The organism is uncultured Psychroserpens sp. (assembly GCF_947494225.1).
Lineage (GTDB): Bacteria > Bacteroidota > Bacteroidia > Flavobacteriales > Flavobacteriaceae > Psychroserpens.
Genome location: NZ_CANLUG010000004.1, coordinates 151,619 through 172,281, shown reverse-complemented (window position 1 = coordinate 172,281; position 20,663 = coordinate 151,619). Strand labels below are relative to the sequence as shown.

Here is a 20,663-nt window from a genome sequence, read left to right as displayed (position 1 = left end):
AAAAGGATGAGAACCAAGGTGTTTTTTGTGTTGATACTTATATTCGGTTATTCTGAATATGGTTTTGCACAAAATGCCCCTCCAGTAATTACAGTAGAAGGAAACCAAGAGTTTTGCGGAAACGCTCCAATGAACATTGTGACGAGCGTAAGTATAACAGATGCTGATGCTGGTGATACTACTTTAGAAAATGTATTTATTCAAATTTCCGAAGGTTATACCATAAATCAAGATCTTCTAGTTTTAAATGGCATCTATCCAAATATTACATCAAGTTGGTTAGTTCAAGAAGGTAAACTAACCTTAGAAGGACCTGCAAGTTTTACCGAATTTATCGATGCGATAAGTAATGTCACATTTCAAACAACACAAACTAATTTCACTCAAGATAAATCGTTTTCGATTAACTTAGGAGATGCTAATTATTTACCGTCTACAGGACATTATTATTTGTATGTATCTAGCGATGGTATAACATGGACAGCAGCTCGTGATGCCGCCGAGAATTTAGACTATTTTGGATTACAAGGATATTTAGCGACCTTGACATCTGAAGAAGAATCGACGTTTGCAGGAGAGCAAAGTCCAGGAACAGGGTGGATTGGTGCTAGTGACGTTGGAGTTGAAAGTACATGGAGATGGGAAACTGGTCCCGAAGCTGGTACCGTTTTTTGGATGGGCACAGCAAATGGCCAACCTGTTAATGGAGAATACTCATTTTGGAATAATGGTGAGCCAAATAATTTTGGAAATGAAGATTATGCGCATATAACAGATCCAAGTATTGGGAATATAGGATCATGGAATGACTTACCTAATGCTGGAGATCCAGCGGGACCTGGGAATCCCTATTATCCTAGAGGTTTTTTTGTTGAGTTTGGAGGAATGCCAGGAGATCCTGTCGTGAATTTATCGGCCAGTTCTATTATTATAACACCAAAAATGACTTTTGATGATACCATTGTAGTATGCAATGAAGGAGAGGTTAGCGTGAATATTAATGCCAATACAGATACTGTTCTTTGGTATGAAACACCATCCTCAACAACGTTATTAAATGATGGGTTTACTTTTAGTGAATTCATTACAACCACAACAACATATTGGGTACTACCTGTATTTGATGGTTGTGTAGGAGGGCCAAGAACTCCAATTACGGTTACAGTACCAGATGTGCCAGATGCAAATAATATTTCAATTACGCAGTGTGATGATAGTACTCAAGATGGTATTACATCGTTTAATATTGACAATGCTTTTGAGTTAATTACTGGCGGGATCATTAACAACAGGATTATAAATTATTTTGAAGATGTTAACTTGAATAACGCGATTAACGGCAGTGATTATACAAATAGTTCCAATCCACAAATTATATATGCGCAAGTTATAGATATTCTAAATGGCTGTGCCAATATCGCAGAGGTAACTCTAGAAGTGATTGTGTCGTCAAATGGTAGTTCTGCACTTATAGAAACTTGTGATGATTTGGTAGAAGATGGTTTTGTGTTTTTTGATTTGTCTGAAGCAAATAATCAAGTATTATCTGGTGCGCCACAAAACGCAACGGTTAGTTATTATGAAACTTACGATGATGCATCTTTAGAACTTAATGGCTTACCTAACGCATATTTCAATACCATTCAAAATGAGCAAACTATATATGCCAGAATCAACAACGGAGAAGCATGTTATCGCATTTCTGAAGTACTATTAAGAGTGAAACCACTTCCTAATGTTAATACGATTGAAGAAGTGTATTACTGCTTAAACGACTTTCCAGAAACGATAACATTAAGTGGTGGTATTATAGATGGCATTCCAAATAACTATTACTATAATTGGTCTACAGGAGAAACAACAATGGCTATTGAAATCAACGAAATTGGCTCATACTCGGTAGTAGTGACTGAGCCTGATGGATGTGCAAATGAAAGAACCATAAATGTCATAGCGTCTAACGTGGCAACTATTGATAACGTTGAGGTTGAAGACGTATCTGCAAATAATTCGATAACCATATTGGTCTCTGGTGAAGGAGAGTACGACTATTCTATTACGAGCGTTAACGGTCCATATCAAAGTTCAAATACGTTTACAGATGTGGTTCCAGGTATTTATACGGTTTATGTTAGAGATATAAAAAACAATTGTGGTGTTGCAACAGAGAATGTTTCTGTAATTGGTTATGCTAAATTTTTTACACCAAATAATGATGGTTACAACGATACCTGGAAACTCATGGGAATTTCAGAACAGTTTCAGCCTAATAGTAAGGTTTTTATTTTTGATCGCTTCGGAAAATTGCTTTACACATTAAATTCACCAATAGATGCATGGGATGGTACTTTTAAGGGGAATCCACTACCTGCTAGCGACTACTGGTTTTCTGCAACCTTAGAAGATGGCAGAACGTTTAAAAACCACTTCACGTTAAAGCGATAATTTTAACTTTGTGTAAAATACTGATTTTTAACATGTTACAATTTAAATAGCAATTATTTTTGATAAAAAGTAAAGTAAAGTTTACATTTTGTAAATTTTTGTTTACTTTTGAAATCTAATATTTAAATTAAATTATTATGAAATCTAATTATTTACTTTCAAATAAATATAAAATTCCGGGATGGGGATTATTAGTTTCAGGACTAGTTTTGGGCGTATATTTAATAGTATCAGGAATGGAATCTGATATTCTAGAAACAAAAGTTTTAGCAATTTTAGGCGGAGGAAATGGTCTTTTTAGTAGTTCTAATACTGGTGCTGTTGGTGATTACTTTAGAATTATTGAAAACAGTGTTTTTGATGAAATTGTTGCATTAATGATCATTATTGGTGGCTTATTTGTTGGCTTCTCAAAGGAAAAAGTAGAAGATGAATTTATTTATAAACTAAGAAAAGACTCTTTGGTATGGGCAATTATTCTAAACTATATTGTATTAATTTTTGCTATCATTTTTGTTTACAATTTTTCATTTTTCAATATACTGGTCTATAATATGTTTACACCTTTGTTGTTTTTTATAATTAGATTTAATTTTTTAAAGCATAGATCATGAAGAACAATATAAAAATAGAACGGGCTCGACATGATATGACTCAAGGAGACTTGGCCGAAAAAATAGGCGTGAGTAGACAATCAATTAATGCTATTGAAAAAGGGAAATATGTGCCTTCAGCTTTATTGGCAATTAAAATAGCCAAACTATTCAAACTACCCGTAGAAGAATTGTTCTTTCTAGAGGAAGGAGAATAAACTAAATTTTATAATAATATTAAGAAAATTCATACGAAAACAATATTATTTTCGTTTTGAAATTGATAAAAAAAATCATTTAACTATTTTTTTAGTTTTATAACTGTTTTTATAGTTATACTTGTAACGTATAAACCATCAATCAATCAACCACATGAAGAAATTCCTTTTTTTCATAGCGCTTTTAACTGTTTCATTAGCGTTTTCACAATCAAAATCTTTTAAGATTTCTGGAAACATTGTTGCTAACGACAATAAATCGCCTTTAGAATCAGCCACAATTTATCTCGAACGCGTCAAGGATAGCAGTCTGGTAACCTATACAATTTCAGATAAGAGCGGAAACTTTGTCTTAGAAAATGAAACTTATGATGATAAGCTCAATCTCTTTATAGACTATGTAGGTTATCAAACTTATTTTAAGCAAATTTCCATAGATAAAGAAGAGATCGATTTAAAAACGATTGCATTAAAAATTAGCAATGCTTTGGATGAAGTGGTTATCAAATCTAGAGCACCAATTACCATAAAAAAAGATACGCTCGAGTTTAATGTTAAATCGTTCAAAACCAAAAAGGATGCTAATGTTGAAGATCTACTTAAAAAGCTACCTGGTGTTGAGGTTGACGAAAATGGAAAGATTACAGTAAATGGAAAAGATGTCAGTAAAATTTTGGTTAATGGAAAGCCGTTTTTTGGAGATGACCCAACCATTACCACGCGTAATTTAACTAAAGATATTATAGAAAAAGTTCAAATTACCGATACCAAAACAAAATCTGAGGCCTTTTCAGGTGAAGAGGGAGATAAAGAAAATAAAACCATAAACCTTACAATAAAAGAAGAGAATAATAAAGGTGTTTTTGGACGACTAGCCGCTGGAGCAGGAACGGATGAACGTTATGAATTGGCAGGAATGGTTAATCTATTTGATAATGATCGACGCGTAAGTATATTGGCGGGCGGAAACAACACCAATTCTCCTGGATTTAGTTTTGGCGAAATTCAAAAAATGTTTGGTAATGCTAATAGTATGAGCATTAGTAGTAATGGATCTTTTGCTATAAATGGACGTTCTTTTGGTGGCGGACAAGGCATAACGACTTCACAAAATGTTGGTGCAAATTATGCCGATGTATTAAGTGAAAAAGTAGAAGTTACAGCCGATTATTTTTATTCAGGAAGTGATTCTGAAAACGAAACGTTAACGCAACGCGAAAACATTCTGCCAGATTCGAGATTCTTCTCAGATTCACGGTCGAGATCTATTAACGATGGTCAGAATCATAGCGCTAATTTAGGGTTTGATATCGAAGTAGATTCCACGTTTTTAATTACGGTTAATCCATCTTTCCGATGGTCTACATCTAAGACCTCTTTTTCTCAAGATGAAGAAACCCGTGACGAAAATAACGACTTAACAAACCAATCCACAACGGGTTCTTTTGTAGATGGCAATGCCCAAAGTTTTGGTGCCGAATTTGACCTTACCAAACGTTTTGGAAATGATGGAGCCTTTTTGAAATTTGAGTTTGATAATGATATTAATAAAAATGAATCTGATGATTTTCTAACTTCTGAGACTAATTTTTTTAATACCACAGATGATGATATTATAAGAGATCAGTTTACCGATTCTGAAACGGAAAATAGAACATTACGATTGTCGTCTACCTATAGGTTACCCATAAAAGCCAAGGAGTTGTTTTTAGATTTCAAATATACCTTTAGAGACGAGAAACGAACAAACTTAAGAAGTACCTTTGATCGCGATATGACGACTAATTTGTACGACGATTTTAATCTAGATTTGAGTTCAGATTTCGAATATTTTAATCAAGAAAATACGCCATCGGTGAAGTTAACGCTTAGAAAAGAAAAATGGTCTACAAGTATCACTTCCAGTTATGTGTTTAGAACTTTAGAGAATAGAGATTTTCTAAGACCTGAATTAAGTCTTAAACGAAACTTTCAAGCTGTAGAATTACGAGGAAATTTTAATTATAGGTTTAGCCCTAAGTCGTCAATGTATACAGGGTATTCACTTAATAATTCACCGCCAAGTTTGTCTCAACTGCAACCATTTCAGAATGTGTCTAATCCCTTAAATACAATTACAGGAAACCCAAACTTAGAGCCTACAAATAGACACCGTTTGTATATGGGATATAATGCTTTCGATTTTCAGAAGAAAACAGGAGTATATAGCTATGCTAGTGTGAATTTTAGTAGAAATCAAGTCGTATCAAGAACTATTGTTGATCCAGAAACCCTAAAACGAACAACAACTTATGCCAATGTTAATGGTAATTATAATGTCTTCGGAAATGTTAATTACAGTAAAACTTTCAAGGCTGATTCTTTAAAAACGATCAAATATGATATTGGACTATCAGCTAGTTTTAACCGAAATATTAATTTCAATAATGAGGTACAATATGAAAGTAACGTTAGCTCGTTAACACCAAGCATTGGATTGCGCTTTAATTGGAAAGAAGTCCTAGAATTTAGACCAAGATATCGCATGTCTTTCACCAAAAACACTTACGATATTGAAACCTTTGAGGACGTAGATTTTCTTAGACATGATGTTGATTTAAATTTCACAACCTATTTGCCAAAACAGTTTGAATGGACCAATACTGTGGATTTTGCCTATAATCCTAATGTGGCTCCAGGATTTCAAAAAAGCGCTTGGTTTTGGAACTCCACTTTAGCCTATTCTTTCATGAAAGACAAGGCAGTAATGACCTTAAAGGTTTACGATTTACTCAATCAAAACACAAATGCTAGACGACGTGCCACTCAAAATTATATTGAAGATAGACAGAGTACAGTATTACAACAGTACTTTATGCTTAGTTTTAGTTGGAAATTTAATAGTTTAGGTTCAAAAGGAGAGGTGAGTAAAAACAGTTTTTTCATTTTAGACTAACGCCAGGCACTCATAATCGAATCTAATCCAGAAGAGATGCCTAGGTAATAGTTGCCTTCTTTAAATTTGGCGATCATGACCTTATCAATAATGTCTTAACAGATTTGGTTCTACAAGAGATACCAATTACAAAGAGAAGTAAAAGAACAACTTTTTTCATCGTTTACTACCAACTACCAACTACCAACTACCACCAGCACCGCCACCAGAGAAGCCACCTCCACCACCGAAGCCACCAAAACCGCCAGATGAACCACCACCGAAGCCACCACCAAAAATACCGCCACTAGAACTACTTCGTCTGCCATAGCTACCGCGTCCCATATTGCTTAATATGATAGCGTCTAAAATACTAGTACCATTGGTGCGTTGGCCTCCACTACCATTTCCACCATTTCTTCTATTCTTGGAGATGGCGATAACAAATATGATGAAAACAATTACCATTACTAGGAAAATGACAATAGGAAAAACGTCGTTTGACTCTACATTTTTAGAAGCCGTATATTTACCCTCTAAAATTTGAAATATGGTATCTGTTCCTTTGTTAAGACCTCCAAAATAGTCGCCTTTTTTGAACTCAGGAATAATTACATTTCTAGTGAGTTGCCCAATGGTTCCTGCCGTAAGTCGGTCATCAACGCCATAACCAGGAGAAATCCAAATATCCCTATCATCTTTAGCTAATAATATAAAAACACCATTATCTTCATTGGCCTGACCAATTTCCCATTTGTGCGCCCAATTTGGAGCTAAAAGACCAATATTTTCTCCTTTGGTAGTTGCTATGATTACAATCATAACCTCAGTTGAAGTTGAGTCGTTATAATTTTTTAATTTATCATATAAGAATTTATACTCTTGTTTTGTGAGGGTTTCAGTACTATCAATTACTGGATGTATGAAATCTGGCTTTTTAGGAATGTCATATTGAGCAAATACCGTATGAGAAAAACTGGTGATTAAGCAGATTAGAATAAGAGTGGTTGTATGTTTTAGTTTTAACATTATCCTTTAGATATCTCGTTAGGTAATTCGTTGGTATCACCATGAATCCATGGGAAATGTTCTTCCAGTTGTTGACCAGCTTGCAGGACACCTTCTATAAGGCCCTGTTTAAACCGATTGGCTTTAAAATGGGATTGCATCACATCTTTTGTAGCATCCCAAAAATTTGTTGGAACCACGTCGTTAATACCTTTGTCGCCATAAATAACAAAGGTCCTGTCGTCAACCGCAATATAAATAAGTACACCATTTTGAAGTTTGGTGTTGTCCATTTTTAAATAATGGAATACCTCCATTGCACGTTCAAAAGCTTCAATCTTAGAATTGCGTTCTATATGAATGCGAATTTCTCCAGAAGTGTTTTTCTCTGCTATCCTTATAGCTTCAATAATCTCTTGTTCCTCAATAGACGTTAAAAAGTCTTCAACTTTTGACATGATTAATTGGTGAAGTCAGGATCTACTTTTACTGGTTTGCTCGCTGCATTATCCGATTCGAAATATGGTTTTTCATCAAAATTAAAAACACCTGCCAATAACATATTTGGAAAAGTATTTACATGATTGTTGTAAGGTTCTATAGCATCATTATAACGCACTCTAGCTGTTCTTACTTCATTTTCGGTACTGGTAAGTTCATCTTGAAGTTTTAAGAAATTTTGATTCGATTTTAATTCTGGATAACGTTCAACAGTAACTAAAAGACTTTTTAAGGCACCACTTAAACCACCTTGAACTTCATTAAATTGAGCAAGTTGTTCTGGTGTGACATTAGTTGGATCAATATTTATTGAAGTAGCTTTAGCTCTTGCGTTTATTACCGATTCTAAAGTTGATTTTTCGAAATTAGCAGCGCCTTTTACGGTGTTAACCAAGTTATCAATTAAATCATAACGTCGTTGATAGGATGTTTCTACATTTCCCCAAGACTTTTTTACCGTTTCGTTGAGTTCTACAGCTGTATTATTAAATCCCTTTCCCCAAGAATATAGGCCTACAGCCAGAATAGCTATAATAATCCATGGTAACCATTTTTTCATAATGATAGTGTTTTAAAGTTGTGATTTTATTTTTAAAAGTTGTGCCTTAACACCTTCTAGTTTTTCTATAATCTCAAAAGTACTTAGAGACTGTTTTTTGCCTTCTTTAAGATGTGTTTTAGCACCTTCAAGCGTAAATCCACGTTCCTTTACCAAATGGTAAATGAATTTTAAATTTTTAATGTCTTCGGGTGTAAACTTACGATTGCCTTTAGCGTTTTTCTTAGGTTTTAGAACATCAAATTCCTTTTCCCAAAAACGAATCAATGATGTGTTAACATTAAATGCTTTAGCGACTTCGCCAATGCCATAGTAACGTTTTTCCGGAAGATCAATGTGCATAGTCCTAGTCTAAAGATTGGTTTTCTAATGATGCTTTTTCTAATAGTCGTGCGTATTCTTCGGCAGTTAAATTGCCGTAATAGAAATTTATTGGGTTAATACGATCACCATCTTTAAAAACTTCGTAATGTAAATGTGGTGCCTCAGAACGCCCTGTACTTCCTACATAACCTATTAAGTCTCCACGCTTCACTTTTTGATTCGCTTTAACGTTATAACGGTATAAATGAGCATATAGGGATACATAGCCGTAACCATGATCAATTCTAATATGTTTACCGTAACCAGATGAGTTAGCATCTGCACGTTTCACTACACCATCGCCTGTTGCGTACACTGGTGTACCTCTTGGTGCCGTAAAATCCATACCATAGTGAAATTTACGCACCTTGGTAAATGGATCAGTTCTATAACCATAACCCGATGCCATATGTTTTAAATCCTCATTCCTTACAGGTTGGATTGCAGGAATAGCCGACAAAAATTTCTCTTTGTCTTCAGCAAGAATTTTAATCTCATCTAAAGAACGCGATTGAACATCTATGGCCTTTTGTAAAAGCTCTAAACGTTTATTACTTTCAATAATCAACTTAGAATTATCAAACCCTTCATATTTTTTATAACGATTAATACCACCAAAACCAGCTCTACGCTGCTCCATCGGAATAGGATTAGCTTCAAAATATAATCTGTAAATATTATTATCGCGCTCTTCAACACTCTCCAAAGCGGCAAAGGCATTGTCTATATTTTTGTTTAATACGTCGTACTGTAGCTGTAAATTAGCAAGCTCATGTTTTAAAGCACGTTCTCTTGGAGATTCGATATATTGACTTGCAATAAAGAGAATTAAAAACGCAAAAAGAGCAGAAGCTAATAAAAACAGCATTCCAAACTTAATGGTCTTACCTTTCTTACGCTCAATTTTGCGGTAAGACAGGGTTTCAGAATCGTAATAATATTTTACTTTAGACATATCTTAAAAAATTCTATTTTTGCAAGAATAATAGAACGTAACACAAATATATAAATTGTTTCTTATTTAAAGGAATTAAATAAGAACAAGGTACTTAACAACTGATTATGAAGTCTCAAGACGTCCGACATACTTTTCTGAATTTTTTTGAAGAAAAAAAACATAGCATTGTGCCATCTGCGCCAATGATTTTAAAAGATGATCCAACCTTAATGTTTGTCAATTCTGGGATGGCACCTTTTAAAGAATTTTTCCTCGGAAATGCACAACCTAAAAACAATCGTCTAACCGATTCGCAAAAATGTCTACGTGTTTCAGGTAAACAAAACGATTTGGAAGAAGTTGGACATGATACCTATCATCATACGCTTTTTGAAATGCTCGGAAACTGGAGTTTCGGGGACTATTTCAAAAAAGAGGCGATCGCTTGGGCCTGGGAATTATTGACTGAAGTCTATAAAATAGATAAAAATAGCCTGTATGTAACCGTTTTTGAAGGGAGCGATGATGCTGATAATTTAAAAATGGATCAAGAGGCCTATGATCTATGGAAGAAGATAATTCCTGAAGATCGTATCCTCATGGGAAATAAGAAAGATAACTTTTGGGAAATGGGAGATCAAGGACCTTGTGGACCTTGTAGTGAAATTCATGTCGACATACGTTCTGAAGAAGAGAAATCAAAAGTTGATGGGAAATCTTTGGTAAATATGGATCACCCTCAAGTGGTTGAAATATGGAACCTCGTATTCATGCAATACAATCGTAAAGCCGATAGCTCTTTGGAGATTCTTCCAGATAAACATATCGATACAGGGATGGGGTTTGAACGTTTATGTATGGTGTTGCAAGGTGTTCAATCCAATTATGACACAGATGTGTTTACGCCCATCATTCGAGAAATCGAAACCATTACAGATAAAGATTATGGAAAAGATGAAAAGACCGACATCGCTATACGTGTGATTTCAGATCATGTTCGTGCTGTTGCTTTTTCTATTGCTGATGGCCAACTACCTAGTAATACAGGAGCAGGTTACGTGATTCGTAGAATTTTACGTCGTGCCGTACGTTACGGATTTACATTTCTCGATAAAAAAGAACCTTTTATATATCGATTAGTTGATGTTCTTGTTAAAAAAATGGGCAAGGCTTTTCCAGAATTAAAAGAACAAAGACAACTTGTAGAGAATGTCATTAAGGAAGAAGAAACCTCTTTTTTAAGAACGCTAGAGCAAGGTTTAATTCTCCTAGATCGCATTATTGAGAATGCAAAAACTAAAGAAATTTCTGGAGCTAAAGTGTTTGAACTTAAAGACACTTACGGGTTTCCTGAAGATTTAACGAACCTTATACTTCGTGAAAAAGGATTTACATACCATGTTGAAGATTTTAAAAAGAAACTCAAGGAACAACAAGAACGCGGAAAACAAGCATCTGAGTTAAAATCGGATGACTGGACCATACTTGTAGAAGACGAAGATCAAGAGTTTATTGGTTATGATACTTTAGATGCCCAAGTGAAAATCACTAAATACCGAAAAGTATCATCTAAGAAAGATGGCGAACTCTATCAATTGGTGTTTAATATGACGCCTTTCTATGCTGAAGGAGGAGGTCAAGTAGGAGATAAGGGATATCTAGAAGATATGCATGGTGATGTGGTATATATTATTGATACTAAGAAGGAGAATAACGTTTCCATTCATTTTGCTAAGAGCTTACCTAAGCATCTTAATGAAACATTTAAAGCTGTCGTTGATGGGAAGCAGCGCTATAGAACCGAATGTAATCATACAGCAACGCACTTATTGCATCAAGCATTGCGCGAAGTCTTGGGGCCTCATGTGGAACAAAAAGGATCGGCTGTCCATTCTAAATATTTGCGTTTTGACTTCTCACATTTTTCTAAACTTACTGTAGATGAATTACGCGAAGTAGAAAACTTTGTAAATAGACGTATCGAAGGGAAGTTACCTTTGCAAGAACAACGTAATATTCCAATGCAACAAGCGATTGACGAAGGTGCAATGGCACTTTTTGGCGAAAAATATGGCGACACAGTTCGTGCTGTTCGTTTCGGGCAATCTATAGAACTTTGTGGAGGAACACATGTAAAAAACACTGGTGATATCTGGCATTTTAAAATTGTATCTGAAGGTGCTGTAGCGGCAGGTATTCGTCGTATTGAAGCTATAACGAGTGATGCTGTTAAAGATTTCTATTTCGATAATAATAGAGCATATTTTGAAATGAAAGATTTACTTAATAATGCTAAGGAACCAGTAAAGGCCTTACAAAGTCTTCAAGATGAAAATGTGAGTTTGAAAAAACAAATTGATACCTTATTAAAAGAAAAAGCAAAATCTATTAAAGGCGATCTGAAAAATGAACTAACCGATGTAAATGGTGTTCAATTTTTAGCTAAAAAATTGGATTTAGATGCAGCCGGAATAAAAGACGTATGTTTCGAATTGGGAAGTCAGTTTGATAATTTGTTTTTATTATTTGGTGCAGATAACAACGGCAAAGCTATTTTATCATGTTATATTTCTAAAGAATTAGTAGCGAGCAAAGATTTAAATGCAGGAACTATTGTGCGAGAATTAGGTAAATACATCCAAGGTGGAGGTGGTGGTCAACCGTTTTTTGCAACAGCTGGAGGTAAAAACCCAGAGGGCATCGATGAGGCTTTTAAGGCTGTCAAAGACTATTTAAACTAAGTTAATTTGAATTTTCAAACGAACATACCCATACAACCGCAACAGTTTAATCAAATTGATTATCATTCTAAAGTGCTGTTATTGGGATCATGTTTTTCGGAAAATATAGGTGATAAGTTTAGTTATTTCAAATTTCAGAAATTTCAAAACCCATTTGGTATTTTATTTCATCCTTTGGCAATAGAACGTTTAATTACTAATGCTATTAATGAAAAAATATATACTAAGGATGATATTGTTTTTCATAATGAGCAATGGCATTGTTTTGATGCGCATTCTAAATTAGGCAGTCCTTCCGAAATAGAATTGCTTCAAAATTTGAATACCCATCTCGAAGCAACGCGCCAGTTTTTGAGTGAAACAACTCATGTAATTATTACATTGGGAACGGCATGGGCATATCGATTTATTGAAACCGATAAATTTGTTGCAAATTGCCATAAGATACCACAGAAGAAATTCTTAAAAGAGCTTTTGGAAGTAGATCAAATCGTTCAGTCATTGGAGGCTATTGTTAGCTTGATAAGAAGTATAAATGCTAAAGCGTCCGTTATTTTTACGGTATCACCAGTAAGACATACAAAAGATGGTTTTACTCAGAATACTTTAAGTAAAGCGCACTGTATAGCTGCTATTCATCAGGTTGCCGATCCTAGACATCATAATTATTACTTCCCATCGTATGAAATTATGATGGATGAGCTCCGAGATTACAGATTCTATAGTGATGACATGATTCACCCAAATGCGACTGCAGTTCAATATATTTGGAATCGTTTTCATGACACATGGATTTCCGAAGAGACACAAAAAACGATGAACGCTATAGATTCAATTCAAAAGGGGTTGGCGCATCGACCATTTAATCCGAAATCTGAAGCGCATCAAACATTTCTTCATCAGCTTACCCATCAACAATCAATTATCAATTCGAAGTTTCCTCATATCGAATTCTAATCCTGTTTTTTTATTTTTCTAAATAAGGACATCTTCTTATAAAATAGAAACTATTTATGCTGTCGAGACAAGGATAAAGCGGTATATCTAAATTGTCTTAATAATTAAGATAGTGTTACAGAAATTATGTTTAGGTGTGATTTTTGTAAGATTACGCTTAATCTTTTTTAATTGCTTCTTGTCGAAAAAATCATACAGAACCTCGAACTAAGTTATATATTCGTCATGCTATTAATCAATTTTTATAAAAAGCGTCAGTTAATTTTGTTGTCCCAAAAGGCCTTTCAAATCTGATGCTTTTTTTATGCATTCTATTGAGTATTATAGCACTTGTTTTTCTTTTCATTTGAAGTTACTCTTCTGAAATTATAATATTATGAAATAGCAGCTAATGTATTTAAAGAAATATCTAAGTGCATTGAAAAATGTTTTACAACAATTTCAAAGGTTATATTAAATTATAACTATACTAGAAAGCCAAACGAAACAACCTTATTTGACTCTAACACTTTTAGGAACCAACTTGGTGTAATCGCCATTGTTTCTTATAACATCTCTAACTATTGATGATGAAATATAAGACGTACTTGCAGCAGTTAACAAGAATACCGTTTCAATAGGAGCCAAGTCTCGATTAGTGTGGGCTATAGCTTTTTCAAATTCAAAATCTGCGGGATTACGCAAGCCTCTTAAAATAAATTCTACATTATTTTCTTTACAAAAGTCTACGGTAAGCCCTTTATAAGTCACCACTTTTACTTTAGGTTCATCTTTAAAGGCTTCTTCAATAAATTGTTGACGTTCGTCAAGTGAGAACATATACTTTTTGTCGGCATTAATGCCAATCGCAACAATAACTTCATCAAAAAGCCTAACACTACGTTTTATAATGTCGTAGTGACCAAGTGTAATCGGATCAAAAGATCCAGGAAAGATTGCTCGTTTCATAGGTTAAAGATACAATTCTGTTTTTATTTAAGACGCTTAAACTAGCTTCTGTTTACGACTTTAATATATTTTGTCTCGTAGTATTCTTTTAGTTTTTGAAGCGAAAAGCGATTAGTAAATGTTGAGTCATAAAACTTGGCCTTATCAATAAGTCTACTTTTGTAGACCTTTTTTACGGTCTTGGTGTTGTACATAACCGTTATACTATCATTAGAGACATCAATTACTTTCATAAGTGTATAATGAGACGAATAATCATTAATATGTTCCTTAGTTTTATCTACCTTAATAGTATATATGTCACCAATCTTTGGATGATCTATAAGATTTTGATCTTTAATCTCACGGTCTGCAAAAAGTACAGAAAGTAGATAAATTAGAATAGTCGATATGGCAATACCACTAAAATACCAAAGCGGATATTTTGTGCGTATTCTATTTTTAAAATGCTGTTGTATATCCTTAGGAAGGGTTTTTAATTGAAATTGCTCGGCACAGGTATCACATTCTAAGTATTTTTTTTTTACCTATTGGAAACATAGGAACCCAAAAGAGGTATAAGTATTTACCAAAGACTTCATATGACATGGAGGTTTTACTTTGACATTTTGGACAAGTGACATGTCTTAGTTCTCCTTCATCAAGTTTGTTTTTCTCAATCCCCCAAAGTATCATAATAGCTATGTTAGGAATTTAGTTCAGATTCAATGGCATTTTCAAATAATGCACTTAAACTAATTCCTGCTTCGGCCGCTTGTTGAGGTAAAATGCTTGCAGCTGTCAAACCAGGAATTGTATTGACTTCTAAAAGGTGTGGGTCACCATCTTTAAAAATATATTCACTGCGGCTGAACCCTTTTAATTTAAGTACTTCGTATACTTTTTTTGCAATTTGTCTTACTTTCTTTGCTGAAACATCATCTATTCGGGCAGGAGTGATTTCTTGAGACTCACCTAAGTATTTTGCTTTATAATCAAAAAAGTCATTATTAGAGACGATTTCAGTAATTGGTAAAACTTTTATTTCACCTTTATAGTTAATAACACCAACAGAAACTTCTGTACCATCCAAAAAGGATTCTATAATAACTTCATCATCTTCTTTAAAGGCAACTTCCAAAGCCTGCTGAATATCTTCTTTCTTATAGACTTTAGTAATTCCAAAACTACTTCCGGCTCTATTTGCTTTTACAAAACAAGGAAGTCCAACGGTCTTAACTATAGTATCTTCGTCAATGGTATCCCCAAAATTGACGTAATAAGAGTTTGCTGTTTTAATACCATATGGCTTCAAAGCACTTAAACAATCTCTTTTGTTAAAAGTTAGAGCCGCTTGGTACATGCCACAACTTGTATGAGGCATACCGAGTAACTCAAAATAACCTTGCATGAATCCATCTTCTCCAGGAGAACCATGAATGGCATTAAAAACACAGTCGAAATTGATTTTGACTTCATTTACCACAACCGAAAAGTCATTTTTATCGATCGGGAATTCTTCGTTTAGATCATTTACAAAAACCCATTTGTCTTTAAAAATATGAATGCGATACGCATTATATTTAGATTTGTCTAAGGTGTCGTAAACTACTTGTCCGCTTTTGAGAGAGATTTCATATTCACTTGAAAACCCACCCATTATGATGGCTATATTCTTTTTCATAAACCAATTGTACTCAAGAGATAGTCTTTTTATTTATGTTCAATCGTATATCTTATTTAACAATAATACGCTTCAAATCGAGTTAAGCTAAAATAGCATATTAAACCCATAAAAAAAACGCTTTCGTTTTTATATATTTGTCGCACAGTAAATTTTTTACATGAGTCTTATAAAGTTTCTTAAGAGTAAAACATTTTTTAAACAACTAGGATTAGCAATTGTTGCGTTAGTGATTATTTTGTTTTTGACTATGCAATGGCTAAAAAGCACTACAAATCATGGTGAATTTATTAAAGTTCCTGATTTAAAAGGTAAGACACTCCAAACAGTGGAAATAGAATTAAATGATAATGATTTGGTGATGGAAATTCAAGATTCAGCGAACTATAATCCTAAATACCCAAAATATTCGGTTATAGAACAATACCCTAAAGCTGGAGCTCAAGTAAAAGAAGATAGAAAAATATATCTTACTTTAAATCCATCGGGATATCGTAAAGTTCCTGTTCCTAATATTGTACGTCGTACATTTCGTCAAGCAAAACCTACATTGGAAACCCTAGGTTTTAATGTTGGACAAGTGACCTATGTTGATGATATAGGTAAAGATGAAGTGATTTCAATAAAGTACAAAGGAGAAACAATTGAAGCGGGAAAATTACTTCCGCTAACTTCTAAAATTGACGTCGTTTTAGGAAACGGAAAACGCGGCGGATCTAACTAATAATGACCACAGAAAATACATCCATTGAACAGAATGACGATGAGTTATTCGAGCATCACGCTTTTATAGTAGATAAGGGCCAAACTCCGCTGCGCATTGATAAATATTTGATGAATCGTATAGAGAATGCTACTCGAAATAAAATACAAGCTGCGGCTAAAGATGGAAGTATTTATGTAAATGATATGCCTGTAAAACAAAATTATAAGGTTAAGCCATTTGATAAGATTAGAGTACTTTTTGAGCATCCTCCTTATGAGTATTTACTAACACCAGAGAATATACCTTTAGATATAGTTTATGAAGATGATGAACTACTTGTTCTTAATAAACCTGCAGGAATGGTTGTGCACCCAGGTCATGGTAACTATTCAGGAACTTTAATTAATGCCTTGGTTTATCATTTCGAAAACTTACCTAATAACTCTAGTGAGCGACCAGGTTTAGTACATCGTATAGATAAAGATACCAGTGGCTTACTTGTTGTGGCAAAGACCGAGCAAGCAATGACCCATTTATCTAAGCAGTTTTTTGATAAAACAAGCGAACGCGAATATGTAGCTATAGTATGGGGAAATATGTCAGAAGATGAAGGCTCTATAGAAGGGCATATTGGTCGTCATCCTAAAAACAGATTGCAGAATACAGTTTTCGAAGGAGACGATATAGATAAAGGAAAACCCGCAGTTACGCATTATAAAGTTATCGAACGTTTAGGTTATGTGACATTAGTGTCTTGTAAATTAGAAACGGGACGCACGCATCAAATACGCGTACACATGAAACACATTGGACATACGCTTTTCAATGATGAACGTTATGGAGGCGAGCGTATCTTAAAGGGGACAACTTTTTCTAAATACAAACAATTTGTAGATAATTGTTTTAAAGTGTTACCAAGACAAGCATTGCATGCTAAAACATTAGGTTTTGAACATCCCAGAACGGGTGAACATATGAGTTTTGACTCTCCAATTCCTGATGATATGCAGCAGTGCATTGATAAATGGAGACATTATGCAAGACATCAAGATACAAATTGAAAATTTAGTTTTATAATTCAAAAAAAATACTATTTTTGTGTAAGAAATTTAGTTCAAACAGATGAAAAGAAGAGACTTTATAAAGAAATCGGGACAAACATTAGTAATAACTTCAGTAGCCAGTATTGTTGGGCTTTCGGCGGTTTCATGTTCGTCCGATTCTGATGACGATAATGGAATGTTTGATGATGGCTATTATGATGATGGCTATTATGACGATGGTTACTATGATGACGGTTATTACGATGATGGATATTATGACGATGGTTACTATGATGACGGTTATTACGATGGGGGGTATTAATCCATTCAAATGATCTTATAAAAAATAGAATTTAGATTCTAGATATGGTGTTTTTTGAGTTATACAATTTGGTATAATTTGGAAAACACTTTTAGTTAATAAACATATTTATTAATATTACTTCGCTTTTAACAAATCAAAAACTTTAAGAATGGAAGCTCTCAAAAGTGCTGCAAAAGAATCTATTTTAGTCTATAAAAGTTATGGAGGTATAGGAGATATCTTTTTTACGGTTCCATCATTATACATGCTAAAACAAAAGTTTAATGAGGTAACTTATGCAACGCAACCAAGACTAGTTAATCTTTTTAAAACCCATTTGGAAGGGATTCTGGTTATAGACGAAACTACTGTAGATGAATCTCATTATGATACTATTATAGAATTAGGCAATTATCCTCGATTTAATAATGACCTAGAGAAGAAACCTCAAATAGTTTATCATACGCATAAAAAAGTAAAACAGCATTCCATTGAGCATTATAAGGATGGTATAGTTTCAGAATTTCCAGATATTGTTAAGACAAAAACAGCGTATCCATATTTTAAAAAAAGAAAAGCCTCCGAGATCTATTATACAGTGCACCCAGGAGCAGGTTTTATTTTAAAAGCTTGGCCAATTGACTATTATGCTAGTTTAATTGAGTTAATTTATGAGCACTATCCTCAATTAAAAGCGAAGATAATTATTGGTCCTAACGACCCAAATCCAGAACCTTATTTTAAAAGTAAAGCACTTAACTACGAATTAGTTACTGGAGATATAGATGAAGTTGGGCATGTCGTTTCTGGCGCTCAGTTTCACATAGGAAATGATGCTGGAATAACACATTTGGCAGGTGCATTTAATATCCCTATACTCACCATCTACGGACCTACAGGTCCTGGATCATGGGGAGCATTCTCTGAGAAAGTCGAGCTTATATGGGGAAAACGTGGGAATTGTAATTTGAGATGCAATTATGAAGTTATTATTAATTGTGAAGATAAGGTTTGTTTAAACAAAGTTTTACCTAAAAAAATGCTCTTTCAGTTATTAAAGCTACTCAATAAGATTTATAAATCTACCTCCCAATTGTATATTTTAAATCCAGATTTTAGGATTATAATAGAGGATGATAGTTATATATTTAAAAGTAATGACAAAGAGTTCTTACTTGAAATTAAAGATTTTGAAAGCCGAAAGTTTTTAGCCAATAATCTTTCTGATAAAGACATTGATATTGAATATATGCCAACACAGTTTCTCGAAACTTTTAAGGCTTTAGAGCAATTAGATGTGTTTTATCCTTATCCTAATATTAATCATAACACTTCGGCCAATGCTTAACTTAGATAATGTGACCTTACTTGGTGTTGATTGTATTGATATTTATAGATTGATACAAGCTGCAGATATATCACAAAAATTTGTAAGTTTCAAATCGGTAAAGTTACTTACACATCTAGAGTCTAGCGACAAAAGAATTGTTAGAATCCCACAAATCGATTCTATTGAAGGGTATAGTAAGTTTATGATTAAAGAACTCGAAAAGTATGTAGATACTGAGTTTGTACTAATTTTTCAATATGACGGATTTGTACTTAACCCTAATCGTTGGTCTGAAACCTTTTTAGAATATGACTATATCGGAGCTCCAGCTTTTTGGGGTATGGGAAATGGCGGATTTAGCCTTAGGTCTAAAAAATTACTCAGTATTCTTAGCGAAACTAATGATATTGAAGAATTCCACCCTGAAGATTTAAGAATATGTAAGACATATAGATCTTCTTTAGAATCTAAAGGCATTCAATTTGCACCAGAAGAAATAGCTCATAAATTTAGCGTAGAAAATAATGCATGGAATGGACAGTTTGGATTTCATAATGCAGATATTTCACTTTGGGATAGTAACAAGTTTATTAATACTAAGGCGCAGCAATTATTTATTGATAAAATTCAAAACCAAGGGCCTGATGCTAATGATCTAAAATTGAGTTACGTCGTACAGTTTTATCTTGAAGATAATAAATCAAACCCCTTAGAAGAACTAATAAGAGTCTACAGTAGCTATAGCCGAGATATTTTAAAAAAAATTCATTTCGTGTTTGTTGATGACCATTCTAACGTTCCAATTCATATCCCAGAGGATATCGTTTTAAATTATACGTTGCTAAGAGTTAAAACAGACATAAAATGGAATCAAGGAGGCGCCAGAAATCTTGGCGTGAAATACGCAAAATCTGAAAATATCATTGTTACAGATTTAGATATTCTGTTTCCAGAAAACTTATTGGGTAGATTAACAGATTATAAATTGCCTAATAATTCGATATTTAAATTTAATACTATTTCCAACTTGCAAACGGTAAGACCTCATGTGAATGTGTTTTTTATGACGAAATCTATTTATATGAAAACTAATGGCGTCGACGAAGAATTCTGTGGTAATTATGGTTATGAAGATATATTCTTTTATCATCAACAAAAAGCAATTGGAACAAAGTTTTATTTGTATAGTTATTCTAATATAGTTCATAAAGAACATAAAGATTCCGAAGCAACTCAACATAATAGTTTAATAAGAGATGCTGAGATTAACGAAAAACTCATTGCAGATAAATTAGAAATTATTGCAACATCCAAAAATCCATTAGATGCTAGAAGTGAGTTATATCTTAATTTTGAATGGGAAGTGGTTTCAGAAGAAGTACAGAAGTAATCATCATTAATTTTTATTATTATAGTATTTAATATTGCATTTG

Annotated in this window: 19 protein-coding genes; 11 read left to right on the top strand and 8 right to left on the bottom strand. The window is 33.7% G+C overall.

Annotated elements, in window-relative coordinates; translation table 11 throughout:
- Nucleotides 1-6: 6 nt before the first annotated feature.
- The 4 genes from Q0893_RS11175 to Q0893_RS11160 all read left to right on the top strand — a co-directional run bounded on the left by Q0893_RS11175 (nucleotide 7) and on the right by Q0893_RS11160 (nucleotide 6,191).
- Nucleotides 7-2,445 (top strand): T9SS type B sorting domain-containing protein, encoded by a 2,439-nt coding sequence (locus Q0893_RS11175; protein ID WP_299275564.1) that lies wholly within the window; start codon nucleotides 7-9, stop codon nucleotides 2,443-2,445.
- A 137-nt stretch (nucleotides 2,446-2,582) separates the two neighbouring features.
- On the top strand, nucleotides 2,583-3,059 hold the full coding sequence (locus Q0893_RS11170) for a hypothetical protein (protein WP_298902486.1): 477 nt from the start codon (nucleotides 2,583-2,585) through the stop codon (nucleotides 3,057-3,059).
- Complete coding sequence (locus Q0893_RS11165; protein WP_366915888.1) at nucleotides 3,053-3,256, top strand: helix-turn-helix transcriptional regulator; 204 nt, start codon at nucleotides 3,053-3,055, stop codon at nucleotides 3,254-3,256. The genes Q0893_RS11170 and Q0893_RS11165 overlap by 7 nt, the downstream gene beginning before the upstream one ends.
- A gap of 154 nt (nucleotides 3,257-3,410) precedes the next feature.
- Entirely contained in the window at nucleotides 3,411-6,191 is a 2,781-nt protein-coding gene (locus Q0893_RS11160) for an outer membrane beta-barrel protein (protein ID WP_298902489.1), read from the top strand.
- Between the two features lie 180 nt (nucleotides 6,192-6,371).
- Here Q0893_RS11160 and Q0893_RS11155 read toward each other — a convergent pair whose 3' ends face one another.
- The 5 genes from Q0893_RS11155 to Q0893_RS11135 are packed head-to-tail and all read right to left on the bottom strand — an operon-like array spanning nucleotide 6,372 to nucleotide 9,556.
- Nucleotides 6,372-7,199 (bottom strand): YgcG family protein, encoded by an 828-nt coding sequence (locus Q0893_RS11155; protein ID WP_299275559.1) that lies wholly within the window; start codon nucleotides 7,197-7,199, stop codon nucleotides 6,372-6,374.
- Nucleotides 7,199-7,636 carry a TPM domain-containing protein gene (locus tag Q0893_RS11150; RefSeq protein WP_299275554.1) on the bottom strand — a complete coding sequence of 146 codons (438 nt, stop codon included), beginning with the start codon at nucleotides 7,634-7,636 and terminating at the stop codon, nucleotides 7,199-7,201. The genes Q0893_RS11155 and Q0893_RS11150 overlap by 1 nt, the downstream gene beginning before the upstream one ends.
- Before the next feature lie 2 nt (nucleotides 7,637-7,638).
- The gene (locus Q0893_RS11145) at nucleotides 7,639-8,238 is read right to left on the bottom strand and encodes a LemA family protein (RefSeq protein WP_299275550.1); all 600 of its coding nucleotides are present in this window, start codon (nucleotides 8,236-8,238) and stop codon (nucleotides 7,639-7,641) included.
- A 12-nt stretch (nucleotides 8,239-8,250) separates the two neighbouring features.
- Nucleotides 8,251-8,580 carry a MerR family transcriptional regulator gene (locus Q0893_RS11140; RefSeq protein WP_299275547.1) on the bottom strand — a complete coding sequence of 110 codons (330 nt, stop codon included), beginning with the start codon at nucleotides 8,578-8,580 and terminating at the stop codon, nucleotides 8,251-8,253.
- Nucleotides 8,581-8,584: 4 nt separating this feature from the next.
- A complete protein-coding gene (locus tag Q0893_RS11135; RefSeq protein WP_299275544.1) occupies nucleotides 8,585-9,556 on the bottom strand; it encodes a M23 family metallopeptidase in 972 nt (323 codons plus the stop codon).
- Nucleotides 9,557-9,663: 107 nt separating this feature from the next.
- On the opposite strand from Q0893_RS11135, the gene alaS reads away from it, so the two are divergent.
- On the top strand, nucleotides 9,664-12,279 hold the full coding sequence (gene alaS / locus Q0893_RS11130) for an alanine--tRNA ligase (protein WP_299275542.1): 2,616 nt from the start codon (nucleotides 9,664-9,666) through the stop codon (nucleotides 12,277-12,279).
- A gap of 6 nt (nucleotides 12,280-12,285) precedes the next feature.
- A complete protein-coding gene (locus Q0893_RS11125) occupies nucleotides 12,286-13,236 on the top strand; it encodes a GSCFA domain-containing protein (RefSeq protein ID WP_299275539.1) in 951 nt (316 codons plus the stop codon).
- Between the two features lie 492 nt (nucleotides 13,237-13,728).
- On the opposite strand, the gene coaD is transcribed toward Q0893_RS11125, so the two are convergent.
- The 3 genes from coaD to Q0893_RS11110 form a co-directional block, all read right to left on the bottom strand.
- Nucleotides 13,729-14,184 (bottom strand): pantetheine-phosphate adenylyltransferase, encoded by a 456-nt coding sequence (gene coaD, locus Q0893_RS11120; RefSeq protein WP_298902499.1) that lies wholly within the window; start codon nucleotides 14,182-14,184, stop codon nucleotides 13,729-13,731.
- A 41-nt stretch (nucleotides 14,185-14,225) separates the two neighbouring features.
- Entirely contained in the window at nucleotides 14,226-14,417 is a 192-nt protein-coding gene (locus Q0893_RS11115) for a hypothetical protein (protein WP_299275535.1), read from the bottom strand.
- A gap of 452 nt (nucleotides 14,418-14,869) precedes the next feature.
- Nucleotides 14,870-15,847, bottom strand: coding sequence for a D-alanine--D-alanine ligase (locus tag Q0893_RS11110; RefSeq protein ID WP_298902502.1), 978 nt, complete (start codon nucleotides 15,845-15,847; stop codon nucleotides 14,870-14,872).
- A 160-nt stretch (nucleotides 15,848-16,007) separates the two neighbouring features.
- Between Q0893_RS11110 and Q0893_RS11105 the strand changes: the two genes are divergently transcribed.
- From Q0893_RS11105 to Q0893_RS11085, 5 genes are all read left to right on the top strand, one after another.
- Entirely contained in the window at nucleotides 16,008-16,571 is a 564-nt protein-coding gene (locus Q0893_RS11105) for a PASTA domain-containing protein (protein WP_298902503.1), read from the top strand.
- Between the two features lie 2 nt (nucleotides 16,572-16,573).
- The gene (locus tag Q0893_RS11100; RefSeq protein ID WP_298902504.1) at nucleotides 16,574-17,614 is read left to right on the top strand and encodes an RluA family pseudouridine synthase; all 1,041 of its coding nucleotides are present in this window, start codon (nucleotides 16,574-16,576) and stop codon (nucleotides 17,612-17,614) included.
- A 61-nt stretch (nucleotides 17,615-17,675) separates the two neighbouring features.
- Nucleotides 17,676-17,918 carry a hypothetical protein gene (locus Q0893_RS11095; protein WP_298902505.1) on the top strand — a complete coding sequence of 81 codons (243 nt, stop codon included), beginning with the start codon at nucleotides 17,676-17,678 and terminating at the stop codon, nucleotides 17,916-17,918.
- A gap of 151 nt (nucleotides 17,919-18,069) precedes the next feature.
- Nucleotides 18,070-19,248 carry a glycosyltransferase family 9 protein gene (locus Q0893_RS11090; protein WP_299275528.1) on the top strand — a complete coding sequence of 393 codons (1,179 nt, stop codon included), beginning with the start codon at nucleotides 18,070-18,072 and terminating at the stop codon, nucleotides 19,246-19,248.
- Entirely contained in the window at nucleotides 19,241-20,620 is a 1,380-nt protein-coding gene (locus Q0893_RS11085) for a DUF5672 family protein (RefSeq protein ID WP_299275525.1), read from the top strand. Before Q0893_RS11090 ends, Q0893_RS11085 begins: the two co-directional genes overlap by 8 nt.
- The last annotated feature ends 43 nt before the right edge of the window (nucleotides 20,621-20,663 follow it).